Here is a 13,542-nt window from a genome sequence, read left to right on the forward strand (position 1 = left end):
AGAATTTTGATCCTCGAGCAGTGTCGCAAACGGCCCTGCGCGCGCCCGGAAGGAGCGCGCGCAGGGCCGATGTTTCAGCCGCGGGGGCGGGGCCTTAGGTGCGCAGCACCCGGTAGATCGCCGGGATCACCAGCACGGTGAGCAGCGTCGAGGAGGCGAGGCCGAACAGCAGCGAGATCGCCAGGCCCTGGAAGATCGGGTCGGTCAGGATCACCGCCGCGCCGATCATTGCCGCCAGCGCGGTCAGCAGGATCGGCTTGAAGCGGATCGCCCCGGCCTCCAGCAGCACCTCGATCAAGGGCTGGTCGGGCCTGTGCGCATGGCGGATGAAGTCGACCAGGAGGATCGAGTTGCGCACGATGATGCCGGCAAGCGCGATGAAGCCGATCATCGAGGTCGCCGAGAACGGCGCGCCGAACAGCCAGTGGCCGCCGATGATGCCGATGAAGGTCAGCGGCACCGGGGTCAGGATCACCAGGGGCAGGCGGAACGAGCCGAACTGCGCCACGACGAGGATATAGATGCCGAGCAGCGCCACGATGAAGGCCGCGCCCATGTCGCGGAAGGTCACCCAGGTCACCTCCCATTCGCCGTCCCAGAGCAGCGTCACGACGCTCTCGTCCTCCGGCTGGCCGTTGAGACGGATGACGGGCTTTGGCAGGTCGCCCCAGTCCAACGCGTCGAGCGCGTCGCGCACCGCCAGCATGCCGTAGAGCGGCGCCTCGAAATCGCCGGCGAGCTCCGCCGTCACCATGTCGGCAAAGCGGCCGTTGTGGCGGAAGATGAGATGCGAGGAGACCTCCTCGCGCACCTTCACCACATCGCCGAGTTCAACGACGCTGGTGCTGCCGGGCAGCGCGTCGGCCGGGATCGGGGTGGCGAGGAAGCGCTCGTCCAGCACCTTGTCGCCGCGCGCCCGCCGAAGGCGGATCGGGATCGGCGCCCGCCCCTCGCCGCGATGCGAATAGCCGAGCGTGCGCCCGCCGCCGAGAATGCCCAGCGTGTCGAAGACGTCGCTTTCCTGCACCCGGAAGAAGTCGAGCTCGTCGGTGGAGACGGTCACCCGCTTGCGCGGCGCCGGCACGCCATAGCTGTCGTCGATATCGACGATGAAGGGAACCGAGGCGAAGGCCTCGCGCACCTTCTCCGCCACCGCCCGGCGCGTCTGCGCGTCCGGCCCGTAGATCTCGGCAAGCAGCGTCGCCAGCACCGGCGGGCCGGGGGGCGGCTCCACCACCTTCAGCACCGTGCCGGCCGGCACGTCGAGCGCGGCGAGCTTCTGGCGCAGGTCGAGCGCCACCGCATGGCTCGCCCGCTCGCGCTCGCCCTTCGGCGCCAGCACCAGCGCGACATCGCCGAGCTGCGGCTCCTGGCGCAGATAGGAGTGGCGCACCAGCCCGTTGAAGTCGAAGGGCGCGGCGGTGCCGGCATGGGTCGTCGCCGAGATCACGTCCGGCAGCGCCATCGCCACGCGCGCCGCCGCCTGCGCCACCGCGTCGGTCTGTTCCACCGTGCTGCCCTCCGGCAGGTCGATGGTGACGGAGAGTTCCGATTTGTTGTCGAAGGGCAGCAGCTTGACCGTCACGTCCTTGGTGGCGAACAGCACCATCGAGCCGAGCGTCGCCACGCCGACCAGCAGCAGGAAGATCCAGCTCCGCGCCTTGGAGGCGAGCACCGGGCGGGCGACCGCCAGATAGGCGCGGCCCAGCCGGCCGCCCGAACTGACATCGTGGCCCGTGCCGTGTCCCCCATGCACCGGCGCCTTGCCGGCGGCTTTCAGCATCAGCCAGGGCGTCACCGTCACCGCGACGAAAAAGGAGAAGATCATCGCCGCCGAGGCATTGGCCGGGATCGGGCTCATATAGGGGCCCATCATGCCGGAGACGAAGAGCATCGGCAGCAGGGCGGTGACGACGGTCAGCGTCGCGACGATGGTCGGATTGCCGACCTCGGCCACCGCCTCGATGGCGGCAACGCGGCGGTCGCGCCCGTCGCCCATCGCCCAGTGGCGGGCGATGTTCTCGATCACCACGATGGCGTCGTCGACCAGGATGCCGATGGAGAAGATCAGCGCGAACAGCGACACCCGGTTCAGCGTGTAGCCCATCACCCAGGCGGCGAACAGCGTCAGCAGGATCGTCACCGGGATCACCACGGCCACCACCAGCGCCTCGCGCCGGCCGATCGCCGCCATCACCAGCGCGATGATCGAGAGCGTCGCCAGCCCCAGGTGGAACAGCAGCTCGTTGGCCTTCTCGTTCGCCGTCTCGCCATAGTCGCGGGTCACGGTGACGGTCATGCTGGCCGGCACCAGCGTTCCCTTCAGCGCCTCGACGCGGGTGAGCACCGCCTCGGCGACGGTGACCGCATTGGCCCCGGCCCGCTTGGCGACCGCCAGCGTCACCGCCGGCAGGCGGCTGCCCTCCCCCTCGCGCGCATACATTGCGGTGATCGCGTCGCTTTCGGAGAGGATGGCGATATCGGCGACATCGCGCACATAGACCGGCCGGCCGTCGCGGGTGGTCAGCACCAGATTGCCGATCTCCTCCGGGCTCGACAGCGTCTCGCCGGCGACCACGCTGACCTCGCGGGCCGCGCCGTCCTGCAGCGCGCGCACCCGCCCGCTCGGGAAGGCGCGGTTGGCGCCGCCGACCTTGCCGGCAAGCTGCTGCAGCGTCACGCCGTTCAGCGCCAGCCGTTCCGGATCGGGGTTGATGCGGATTTCCTCGCCGACCGCGCCGACCAGATAGGTCAGGCCGACATTATCGACCTTCGACACCTCGACCTGCAGCTCGCGGGCGATGCGGGTCAGCTCAGTCGGGGTGATCGCGTCTCCCGACCCTTGCGCCGGGGTCAGCGTCAGCGAGACGATGGCGACATCGTCGATGCCGCGCCCGACCACCAGCGGCTCGGGAATGCCGACCGGGATGCGGTCCATGTTGGCGCGGATCTTGTCGTGCACGCGCAGCACCGCCGCATCCGACGAGGTGCCGACGAGGAAGCGCGCGGTCACCAGCACGCCGTCGTCGCGGGTCTGCGAATAGACGTGCTCGACCCCGTCGATGCCCTTGACGATGGTCTCCAGCGGCTCGGTGACGAGCTTCACCGCGTCCATCGCCATCAGGCCGCTGGCGTCGACATGGATGTCGACCATCGGCACGGAGATCTGCGGCTCCTCCTCGCGCGGCAGGGTGACGAGGGCGATCAGCCCGAGCGCCAGCGAGGCGAGCAGGAACAGCGGCGTCAGGGGCGAGACGATGAAGGCGCGGGTCAGCCCGCCGGCAATGCCGAGCCCCCCGCTGGGTGGCGTGGTCATGGGAGAAGCACCTCGTCGCCGGGCGCGAGCCCTGAGAGGATTTCGGTAAAGGCGTCGCCGTCGAGACGGACGGTGCCGCCCGTCAGCACGGTGCGCTCGACCGGCCCGTCCGGCCCGGCAAGGCGCACGAAGTCGAGGCCGGCACGGGTGGCAACAGCGGCGGCGGGCAGCAGGATCGCCTGCCGCTCGCCGACCGGCACGCGCACCAGCACGCGGGCGTTGATGAAGTCGGTGTCGAGCCGCTCGACCTCGACATCGGCGATCACCCGGCCCGCCTGGATCGTCGGATAGACCTTGGCGAGGCGGCCGGTGAAGGCGGCGCCATTGGCGCCGATCTCGATGGCGAGCCCGTCCTTGAGGCTGGCCGCATGGCGCTCGGGGATGGCAAGGCGCAGGAAGGTGCCGCCGCTGCCGAGCATCGCCACGGTCTCGCCGGCCATGATCACCGCACCGCGCGTCACCGGAACGGTGAGCACGCGCCCGTCGGCCGGGGCCAGCACCTCGCCCTCCTCGCCCTGGCGCACGGCGACGGAGCGCTCGGCGCGGGCGGCGGAGATCTGGTTGCGGATGACCTCGGCGGAGGTGGCGAGCTGCTCCAGCCGCTGGCGGGTGACGACGCCGCGCTCGACCAGGGTCTGGGCGCGGGCGAGTTCCGCCTCGGCGTTTTCGAGCTGGCTCTGCAGGGCGCGCAGCCGCGCGTCGATCGCCGCCACCTGGAAGGCGATCTTCTCGTCGGTCACGACGGCGATGCGCTCGCCGGCCCGCACGCTGTCGCCCTCTTCCACCGCCAGTTCGGCGATGGTGCCGCCGATGCGGGCGCGCGCCGGCACCTGGTCGCGGGCCTCCACCGTGCCGAACACGGCCTTCCACTCGGTCACGGCGCGGGTTTCCACCGCCATGGTTTCCGCCGCCAGCACCGGTCCCGCGAACGCGGCGACCGATGCTGCCAGCACTGCGGCACGCAGCATCATCCCGGTCTCCGTCAGAACGCCGTTCCCGGCGCGATGCCGAGACGGCGGAAGATCATCGCCGCCGGGCAGAAGCCGGTAAAGGCGGCCTGCAGCATGTTGACACCGATGAACACGGTGAACCAGACGAAGAGCGGCGACACGGTCAGCGTCAGCACCACGGACAGCAGCGTCATGACGCCGGCAAAGGCAAGAACGGCACGGTCGAGAGTCATCGGAACAGCCTCCAGATAGCGGTATGTGTTCAAATATTAGTATCTTCTAAAATTGCGTCAATACGGGCCATTGCGGAGGTGAGGTGATTTCCGCGTGGAGGGGCCAAATGTCGCACCCTGCGGGGGACTTGCGGCAAAACCCGTTGGCCAATCGCGGCGCGCTTTGTTAATCACGGCAGTCAGGCAAGCGAGGGGAGCCACATGACCGCAGCCGACCACGGCATTCTGCCGGCGCAGGCCGTCGCCGAGATGTTCGCGCGCGGCGAGATCAATGCGCCGCGCCGTCCGGACGACGACCAGATCCAGCCGGCGAGCCTCGATCTGCGGCTCGGGCCGCTCGCCTATCGGGTGCGCGCCAGCTTCCTGCCGGGCGCCGGCGCGAAGGTGATGGAAAAGCTCGAGCGGCTGAAGCTGCATGCCTTCGACCTGACGCGCGGCGCGGTGCTGGAGACCGGCTGCGTCTATATCGTGCCGCTGATGGAGGCGCTGGCGCTGCCGCAGGACGTCTCGGCCACCACCAATCCGAAGAGTTCGACCGGCCGCCTCGACGTGTTCACCCGGGTAATCACCGACGAGGGCCGCGCCTTCGACACGGTGCCGGCCGGCTATCGCGGCCCGCTCTATGCGGAGATCAGCCCGCGCACCTTCCCGGTGCTGGTGCGCGAGGGCTCGCGCCTGTCGCAGATCCGCTTCCGCCGCGGCCAGCCGGTGCTGGACGATACCGCCCTCTCCCTGGTCCATGCCCGCCACGGTCTCGTCTCGGGCGGCGAGGCGACCATCGGCGGCGGCGTGCACCTGACCATCGATCTGGAGGGCGCGGGCGACGGCAGCCTGATCGGCTATCGCGGCAAGCGTCATACCGGCGTCATCGACATGGACCTGCGTGCCGGGCAGGACCCGCTCGACTTCTGGGAGCCGATCGTCAATCGCGGCGGCCGCGACCTGATCCTCGATCCCAACGAGTTCTACATCCTCGTCTCGCGCGAGGCGGTGCATGTGCCGCCGCTTTTCGCCGCCGAGATGGTGCCCTTCGACCCGCTGGTCGGCGAGTTCCGCGTCCACTATGCCGGCTTCTTCGACCCCGGCTTCGGCCATTCGGAGATCGGCGGCGGCGGCTCGCGCGCCGTGCTGGAGGTGCGCTCGCACGAGGTGCCCTTCATCGTCGAGCACGGCCAGACGGTCGGCCGGCTGGTCTACGAGCACATGCTCGCCCGCCCGGCGACGCTCTATGGCGAGGGCATCGGCTCCAACTACCAGGGCCAGGGCCTCAAGCTGTCGAAGCATTTTCGCTGAAGCGGACGAGCGCGCCCTCGCCGGGTGCGAGGTGCTGCCCCTCTCCCTGGCGTCATTCCGGGCAAGGCGAAGCCGCGACCCGGAACCGGGGAGGCAGGGTGGATGCGGGTTCGTTTCGGAGCGTGCCTCATACGCCCTCGGCTCGCCGGTCCCGGCTCGGCGCTGCGCGCCGTCCGGGAGGACGAAAGCAAGGGAGAGTGCACGGGAAGACGCAGGAGGACCCGCGCGCCCAACACCGCTCTGGGAACGAATGGACCCCGGCTCTCCGGCTTCGCCTGCGGCCGGGGTGACCTCGGAGGGGGGGGCAAAAAGGGGGTGTACAGGAGGGCGACAGAGGGAATGTGTGGCGGTCCTTCCCTCTCGGACGTCATCCCGGCCGCGCGCAGCGCAGAGCCGGGATCCATTGGCACCCTCGGCGGAGGTTTGTCGCTCCACCCTCTCCTCGCTTCTTCCCGGACGAGGCCGAAGGCCGATGATCCGGGACCGGGGAGCCAGAAGCGGTGGTGGAGTCCGGCGGGAGCGCGCCCATGGGCCCGCGGCTCGCCGGTCCCGGCCAACGCCCCGTCCCGGCAATCGCCGTGCTAGCATCGCGCGCGAGGAGTGCCGGTGATTCTGGCGCGTCCGACAGCGGGCGGGGAGGCTGACGCTACGTGATGGGAGAACGGGATCAGGCCCCGGACGGGCTGTCGGCGCGCGCGGCGCGGCGGCGCGACTGGGCGCGGCCGCTGCGCTTTCACCTCAGCACGGTGATCGTCGCCCTGCTGCTCGGCATCTCGCTGCCGCTCACCTGGCTTGCCCATGACCAGGGCACACGGCTCGCCACCTCGGCGGCGAGCGAGCGCATGAGCCTGCTCGGCCAGCGCGTCGCCGCCCAGTACGAGGCGGTGTTCAGGGACGGGCGCACGGCGGTGATGCTCGCCGCCGCCGCCGACACGCTGCTGGAGGACCCCACCGGCGACATGGCCGGCAAGGCGCTGTTTCTCGACCGGGTGCTCGACAGTTCGCCCCATATCGACGGGCTCTACGCCGCCCATGCCGATGGCAGCTTCCTGCACGGCGTCGGCGATACCGAGGCCTGGCGGCGGGCGCTCGACGCGCCGCAGGGCACCGACCATGCGGTGCGCAGCATCCAGCCCGCCGGCGAAGACGGCGCCCGCCATTCCGTCTGGCGCTTCCTGACCATCGACGGGCGCGAGCTCGCCCGCCGCGACGACGGCGCCACCCGCTTCGACCCGCGCCGGCGGCCCTGGTACCGGGCGGCGATCGCGGCGGGCGGTGCGCCGGTCACCGTCGGGCCCTACACGATGGCGACGACCGGCCAGCTCGGCCTCACCATCGCCGTCGAGGCGCCCGACGAACCCGGAGCCGTGATCGGCGCCGATCTGCTGCTGGAGACCTTGAGCGAGCTGCTGTCGCGCGAGGCGGTGTCGCCGCGGGCGCGCGGCTATGTCTTCGACGAGGCCATGCGGCTGATCGTCCATTCCGAGCCGGCGATGATGGCGGCCTTGCTGCCGCAGCTTTCGGCCCGCTCGCGCCATGTCGCGGTCAGCGTCGAGGATCCGCTGCTGCCGGCGATCCAGCCCTTGCTGGCGGGGGCGCGCGCGCCGGGCCTCCACCGGATCGAGGCGGACGGCGAAACCTATCTCTTGGCGCTGGAGCCGGTGCGCGGGGCGGCGGAGCTCGCCGGCACCGTCGTCGCGGTTGCCGCGCCGCTCTCCGACTTCACCGCCGAAAGCCGGCTGCTCGTCGCCCGCGCGCTCTCCGTTTCCTTCGGCCTGATCGTGCTCGGCGTGCTCTCCGCCCTGCTGGTCGCGCGCCTCGTCAGCCGCTCGCTGACCCAGCTTGCGGGCGATGCCGCGCGCATCGGCGATCTCGACCTGACGAGCCGGCCCGCCGTCTCCTCGCTGGTCACCGAGATCAACACGCTGGCCGGGGCGCTCGCCACCGCCCGCGCCGCCATCGCCAGTTTCGCGCTCTATGTGCCGCGCGAGCTGGTGCGCAAGGTCGTCGCCGCCGGGCGCCAGGACCCGGCCTCGGCCGAGCGGCGCGACGTCACCGTGCTGTTCACCGACATCCGCGACTTCACCACCCTGTCGGAGCAGCACGCGCCGGAGGAGGTCGTCGCCCTGCTCTCGGACTATTTCGAGCTGCTCAACCGCATCGTCGAGGCGCATGACGGGGTGATCGTCCAGTTTCTCGGCGATTCCATCTATGCCATGTGGAACGCGCCGGAGAGCAATCCGGACCATGTGGCGGATGCCTGCCGCTGCACCCTGGCGCTCACCCAGGCGGTCGCCGCCTTCAACGCGGAGGGCCGCACCATTGGCCGGCCGGAGCTCGTCACCCGCTTCGGGCTGCATACCGGCATTGCCGTCGTCGGCAGCGTCGGCGCCTCGACCCGGCGCCAATACACCGCCATCGGCGACACGATCAACGTCGCCTCGCGGCTGGAGGGGCTCAACAAGGAGTTCGGCACCACGGCGATGACCAGCGAGGCGGTGCGGACGGCTGCCGGCGACAAGGCCTTCGCCTTCCGCCCGCTCGGCAGCACCCGGGTCAAGGGGCGGGCGGCGGAGATCGCCGTCTACGAGCTGCTGGCCGGCCCCGACAGCCCCGACAGCCCCGACAGCCCCAACGCCGGCTGATCAGATGCCGCGCGCCCGGTCCAGCCGGCCGCGCAGATCGCGCACCTCTTCCCGCAGCGCCCGCACCTCGGCCAGCACCAAGCCGGTCTCGTCGTGGATCGCCTGGCGGTCGGCCTCGGCGGTGTGCTCATGCTCCTGCTGCATCGCCGAGACGATGACGCCGATGAAAAGGTTCAGCACGGTGAAGGCGGTGCACAGGATGAAGGGCACGAACAGCAGCCAGGACAGCGGATAGACTTCCATCACCGGCCGGACGATGCCCATCGACCAGCTTTCCAGCGTCATCACCTGGAACAGGGTGTAGAACGAGCGGCCGATGGTGCCGAACCATTCGGGGAAGGAGGCGCCGTAGAGCTTCGTCGTCATCACCGCGAAGACATAGAAGACGAGGCCGAGCAGCAGCACGATCGAGCCCATGCCGGGGAGCGCTGCGACGAGGCCGCCGACCACCCGGCGCAGCGAGGGCACCACCGAGATCAGGCGCAGCACGCGCAGGATGCGCAGGGCGCGCAGCACCGAGAAGGCGCCGCTGGAGGGCGTCAGGGCGATGGCGACGATGGCGAAGTCGAAGAGGCTCCAGGGATCGCGGAAGAAGGCCGGCCCATGCGCGATGATCCGCAGGGTGATCTCGATGGTGAAGACCGTCAGGATCAGCGTGTCGAAGGCGGAGAGCAGCGGGCCGACCGCGGCGACCGCCCGCTCGCTGGTTTCCAGGCCCAGCGACACCGCGTTGAGGATGATCAGCGAGATGATCGCCGCTTCCCAGCGCCGCGACTGGACCAGGGCTTTGAGCCGTTCACGCATGCCTTCGCTCTCCAACACGTTGCAGGGGCCCGATACCTTCTCCGATACTTTCCCCGATACCGTCCTGACGCCTTCGCCAAGCCGGCCGGACCCGCCCGGCGCCCGCGCCGGCCGGCACGAGAAGGGGTCATCGGCAGCGCAAAATCAAGGAGAAAGCAATTTCGCGGGAGAGCCGTCAACAGCCACCCGCGAGGCGCTTGACAGCCCGCCCGCCCCGCGCCGATATAGAGGCCGAGATGCGGGTGTAGCTCAATGGTAGAGCGAGAGCTTCCCAAGCTCCAGACGAGGGTTCGATTCCCTTCACCCGCTCCACGCCCTCCCCCCGGATATTTTTGGGTTCTCAGCCTGCGTGAGTGGCGTGGTGCGAGCGGCGGCGGAGTTTTCTCACGGAGTTTGCGAGCGAGGGCACTGTCCTGCAGCGCCGATGCTGGCGGGTAATCGCTGCGAGGCGAGCGGATGATGAGTTAGGGGCCGGTTTCGACCAGCCGGCGTACAGCTGCCGACCTTGATGAAGCGGACAGAACGTGCCGCTCGTCCGACGTGCCGAATGCTAAGGTGCGATCAGCTAGACCGTCCATTCAGCGCTTGAAGCAATAGTCAATGACTTCGGTAAAGCTCACTTCTTCTCGGGCCAGCCTCGCTTCTAGTTCGTCGAGGTGTGCGACGCTGGAGAGCTCATCCGTTCCAGATATTTCTACGTCAAATTCGGGGTTGTAGCTCTTGCCGACCCTTGAGAGTTCAGAACCGAGCTGACTTAGGATGTCATCTCTTAGTACAAGTTGGTTGCGCCGGAATCGAACCAGTCGGTAACAATCGAAAAAATCGGAACGTTTGGATGAGTCGTATTTTCTGCCGTTCCAACCGGTAGCCAGCGTGGAACGGTAGAAAGCACGCTCTTCAATGCCCTGCCAAATCTGAAAATCAAAATGAATGGTTGGGTTTGGGTTCTCGTGTGTGGCCTGAGGTTGGAAATCAAATACCCGAAACCCATGCTTGTCTATGACAGCCAATGTCCTGTTCTGCGCAGAAAGCATGCGTCTGATTGCTTTGGGCATTACAAAGCACATCATTTTGTTGGAATCCAAAACGCGGATCTCTCTGGGAAGCTCTTTATCGTCTTGGTGGGAGTGACTTTCGATGCGTCTTGGCACCCACTGAATATGCATGCCGAAGAGATGCGCAACACCACCGGAGCCAAAACGCGATATATGAATATCGTCAGTTTCGAGAGCATCCTTGAGAGAGTAATGAGCTTTACCGAACCTAACGAGCGACTCGGCGATTTCCGCTACCCATTTATAAACTGTTTTGTCGACAGAGTGGGGACCATATCTAGTTTCGACACTTGAGAGCAAACGCCTAGTCAGCTCTTCGTCGTTCGAAGAAACTAGAAATAACTTCCCACCATGCCGGTTAGCGGATCTGAAAATATTCCCAAAGTCCTCTTCAAACATTCTCTGATTTAAATTACCCCTATCACTTTTCGTTTTTACGAATAATCGATCAATATAACTCAGACGTGCATCATCAAAGCGATAGTGGCACAGAGGCTCCCCCCTAAATATCTTCACGTTTAACCTCTTCCGGCTCGCGGCTCAACCGACGCGCAAGACTTGTAATCTGATGATCTAACTTCATGCCAGTGGATTCGAGATTCGGTAAAATGTGCTTTGCAAAGAAGAGATGAGACGCGTTGGCATGCGAGTTTAAAAACTCCTCCACGACCTTGTCCGAGTGCTGCTTACCTCGTGTCATGCCCATTCGATCCCCGAAACCATCATGTCGGGCGCGTTGTTCGAACGACATCCTCCAGTTGATCCGGATCAATCCACGCGGTGACGCGGCCATACTGAAGCTGTGCGAGTCGGAGAGCAGAATCATTCTCTTAAGGTATTGCTGCTTGTCAGTGGCTTGCCCGATCACGGAGTCGAACCTGGCCAACGCACTATCCGACAGTTTTTTGTTGTCGAAGTATGCTCCATAGAGAATGGCGAAGCCCAAGACCGACGCCAAGTCGTTGATAACAGTTGAAATGAGATGAAGCCGGAATTCGTCATCGATTTCAAGCTTCGGGTTCGTAAATTTTGAATCCATCGCTAAGAATGCAAGAGACATAAACATCGGAAAAATTTCAGCCAACCTATCTGCATCGTTCTGCTCAAGCGCAACTATGCATGCTTCGGCTAGCTCGTAGTAAACCTGTCCGAAGTGATCTGGGATATCCTCATTGTGCTCCAATCTGAAGATGTGCGCAACCGTCGTCGCATCACCTAGTTTCGCGAGTACCTTATCACGCGACGTCTCAATTCGCTTTGACAAGCTCTCCACGTCGATCACTGGCAGAAGATATCTCTCCTCCTTATAATGCTCAAGCTTACGATAACGTTCAAAAAGCTCTGCCAGTTCACCGAACCATCTCGGGAGCTTCCAATGACTATGTAAGCTGGCCAAGAGGACTTGCGTTGCGGCCTCAGACATTCCCAGTTTCGTCAATGCGGCGACGAGTTCTGGAATCATGATTTCAAAAAAATCGCACACCTGCGGTAGGATTTTGGCATAATGCCACAACAACTTTTGGACCGCCAATTGTTGGACGTATTTTGAACCCGACAGACGACGCCCCTCGATCTCTCGCTCAAATTCGACGCGCTCAACGATGAAAGCCAGTTCAACTTGCAGCAATGCGGGCATATTGCGTATTGAATCTTCGCTCCACTCATCCTTAGCGAAAAAATTCTTCAGTTCTTTCTCAAATGTTATCATTCGTCGAAGAGATTCTAAACATAGGTTACTACCCAGTGCAGCCCATGTGTCAGCTATGATAGTCTTTGTCACCGCTGAGCCGCTGGCCGCTAAAGCGCCGTCGGTCGCTAGGGCTTGTTCAATGATCTCCTTGAACCTCTTGAGCTCTTGCATGCCCATGTCAAACTGAAACTGCGCCGCATAGGCTGAAGCCCGCGTCGGAAACCTAAGGAGCAGTTTCAAAGCAAGTTCGAAGTCTCCCACCTGGCATGCCACTTCAACATGGCCCGTGAGCCTGTTGATTATCTCCTTTTCAAGCCACTCGTAGTCAGGTTTTTCTTCGACAAGTGCTTGCTGATCACTAGATCGCAACGCCATAGACGTCGCCGCGTCTCCTGCGAAAAACCATTGCTTATGCTTCCTTCGCCTAGGAAACCAATAGCTCGCGCGGTCAATCCCTTGCTTTCTCTGAAGATAATGCAGAAGCAAATACGTATAACCGGAGACCAACGCAGGCAAGTTATGATTCAAGTTCGCCTTGTCCGCCTTAATTCTATCGTCAATGTATGATATTTGCTCAAGAGCATGGCGTGCAACCAATGAATGATGGTTGGCCAGCGAAATGGATTGCTTTTGATCTGCCGCACCTTCGATGTGGCGCGCAATGTTGGGGAGTATCTCGCTGCGGACAAGCACATTGAGATCAAAGAAATTGAACAATCTTTGACCTAACGGAAACAAGGCTAGGGCACTTAACAACGTCAAAACCGTTCCAACTATATAGGTGAATAGCCCAGGATCAAACCCAAACGCGGGCAACGACGTTGCTGCCAAACAGAACATCGCTGCAAGAACCAAAACCCGAGAATAGGCGCTGCCCACCTGCTCATTGGTAAGCATGTGGATGATGTCGCGGCGAAGTCTAGTGTAGCCGGCACTCAAAATGATGCCAATCGTGGCAAAATAGATCGAGAAAATTGCAGTGAGCAGCTGAGCGTACAGCCTGAGTTGGTCAATATGGAACGCTTTGTCGTCTGAGCTGAGCGGAGCAAGCCAAGACCGACTGTCTCTTATATAATCTTCTGCCGAAATCACTGCCGCCAACCCGAAACCCACCCAGAATAGGCTCCTTACACCGACCCATGCGAAAGAGCCTAAGATGCGAGCGTTGGTCTCTGCTTTGGTGACTGAGGCGCTCTTCTTGTTGGCAATACGCTCAAATAAAAATCGAAGTTTTTTAAGTCCCGTTCGGAACTTCCAAAACCAGGATTTTGAACACAGCCAGACGTTCAGCCGATCAAACAAACGGTGTGTGCTCCCTTTCGCGAAACAGGTGGTCGCATCTGATCGAATTAAATATACTTTCTAGCTATACTTTCGGCCTGCTTTGCAGGCCCGCCGCGGACATAGATTGCCTTCAACAAAATCTCGTCGTTTTCACGCGTTCCAAGATCCACGTGCACGAAGCAGACGTAAGGATGGGGCCGTCCATCTATCGTAAACGTATCTTTGGGTTTTATAGTTTCTTAACCCTCTCTATATTCGCTCTTGCACACGGG

At 64.1% G+C, this 13,542-nt stretch carries 8 protein-coding genes and 1 tRNA gene; 3 read left to right on the plus strand and 6 right to left on the minus strand.

Features of this window, described 5'->3' with window-relative positions; all coding sequences use genetic code 11:
- Positions 1–94 precede the first annotated feature (94 nt).
- From P2PM1_RS05395 to P2PM1_RS05405, 3 genes are read right to left on the minus strand one after another with little or no spacing between them, the layout of a single operon-like run.
- On the minus strand, positions 95–3,316 hold the full coding sequence (locus tag P2PM1_RS05395; protein WP_186398422.1) for an efflux RND transporter permease subunit: 3,222 nt from the start codon (positions 3,314–3,316) through the stop codon (positions 95–97).
- Positions 3,313–4,287 (minus strand): efflux RND transporter periplasmic adaptor subunit, encoded by a 975-nt coding sequence (locus P2PM1_RS05400; RefSeq protein ID WP_371636408.1) that lies wholly within the window; start codon positions 4,285–4,287, stop codon positions 3,313–3,315. Before P2PM1_RS05400 ends, P2PM1_RS05395 begins: the two co-directional genes overlap by 4 nt.
- 11 nt (positions 4,288–4,298) lie before the next feature.
- Positions 4,299–4,499 (minus strand): DUF2892 domain-containing protein, encoded by a 201-nt coding sequence (locus P2PM1_RS05405; protein ID WP_186386837.1) that lies wholly within the window; start codon positions 4,497–4,499, stop codon positions 4,299–4,301.
- Positions 4,500–4,700: 201 nt separating this feature from the next.
- On the opposite strand from P2PM1_RS05405, the gene P2PM1_RS05410 reads away from it, so the two are divergent.
- Both P2PM1_RS05410 and P2PM1_RS05415 read left to right on the plus strand, forming a co-directional pair.
- Positions 4,701–5,792 carry a 2'-deoxycytidine 5'-triphosphate deaminase gene (locus P2PM1_RS05410; RefSeq protein WP_186398423.1) on the plus strand — a complete coding sequence of 364 codons (1,092 nt, stop codon included), beginning with the start codon at positions 4,701–4,703 and terminating at the stop codon, positions 5,790–5,792.
- Positions 5,793–6,445: 653 nt separating this feature from the next.
- Positions 6,446–8,437: an adenylate/guanylate cyclase domain-containing protein gene (locus P2PM1_RS05415; RefSeq protein ID WP_186398486.1), complete on the plus strand. Its 1,992-nt coding sequence runs from the start codon at positions 6,446–6,448 to the stop codon at positions 8,435–8,437.
- Here P2PM1_RS05415 and P2PM1_RS05420 read toward each other — a convergent pair whose 3' ends face one another.
- Positions 8,438–9,241: an ion transporter gene (locus tag P2PM1_RS05420; RefSeq protein ID WP_186386839.1), complete on the minus strand. Its 804-nt coding sequence runs from the start codon at positions 9,239–9,241 to the stop codon at positions 8,438–8,440. It abuts the gene before it with no gap.
- A 238-nt stretch (positions 9,242–9,479) separates the two neighbouring features.
- Here P2PM1_RS05420 and P2PM1_RS05425 point away from each other — a divergent pair.
- A tRNA-Gly gene (locus P2PM1_RS05425) sits at positions 9,480–9,553 on the plus strand.
- A gap of 266 nt (positions 9,554–9,819) precedes the next feature.
- On the opposite strand, the gene P2PM1_RS05430 is transcribed toward P2PM1_RS05425, so the two are convergent.
- Together P2PM1_RS05430 and P2PM1_RS05435 are read right to left on the minus strand one after the other, a co-directional pair.
- Positions 9,820–10,695: a hypothetical protein gene (locus tag P2PM1_RS05430; protein WP_208985191.1), complete on the minus strand. Its 876-nt coding sequence runs from the start codon at positions 10,693–10,695 to the stop codon at positions 9,820–9,822.
- 103 nt (positions 10,696–10,798) lie between these two features.
- Positions 10,799–13,288 (minus strand): hypothetical protein, encoded by a 2,490-nt coding sequence (locus tag P2PM1_RS05435; RefSeq protein WP_186398425.1) that lies wholly within the window; start codon positions 13,286–13,288, stop codon positions 10,799–10,801.
- Between the last annotated feature and the right edge of the window lie 254 nt (positions 13,289–13,542).

Origin of the sequence: Stappia sp. P2PMeth1 (assembly GCF_900185735.1) — a bacterium.
Classification (GTDB): Bacteria; Pseudomonadota; Alphaproteobacteria; order Rhizobiales; family Stappiaceae; genus Stappia.

Excerpts from the sequence above, each read along its gene's own strand:
- P2PM1_RS05395 (WP_186398422.1), bottom strand. The coding sequence starts at position 3,316 with ATGACCACGCCACCCAGCGGGGGGCTCGGCATTGCCGGCGGGCTGACC.
- P2PM1_RS05400 (WP_371636408.1), bottom strand. The coding sequence starts at position 4,287 with ATGATGCTGCGTGCCGCAGTGCTGGCAGCATCGGTCGCCGCGTTCGCG.
- P2PM1_RS05405 (WP_186386837.1), bottom strand. The coding sequence starts at position 4,499 with ATGACTCTCGACCGTGCCGTTCTTGCCTTTGCCGGCGTCATGACGCTG.
- P2PM1_RS05410 (WP_186398423.1), top strand. The coding sequence starts at position 4,701 with ATGACCGCAGCCGACCACGGCATTCTGCCGGCGCAGGCCGTCGCCGAG.
- P2PM1_RS05415 (WP_186398486.1), top strand. The coding sequence starts at position 6,446 with ATGGGAGAACGGGATCAGGCCCCGGACGGGCTGTCGGCGCGCGCGGCG.
- P2PM1_RS05420 (WP_186386839.1), bottom strand. The coding sequence starts at position 9,241 with ATGCGTGAACGGCTCAAAGCCCTGGTCCAGTCGCGGCGCTGGGAAGCG.
- P2PM1_RS05430 (WP_208985191.1), bottom strand. The coding sequence starts at position 10,695 with ATGTTTGAAGAGGACTTTGGGAATATTTTCAGATCCGCTAACCGGCAT.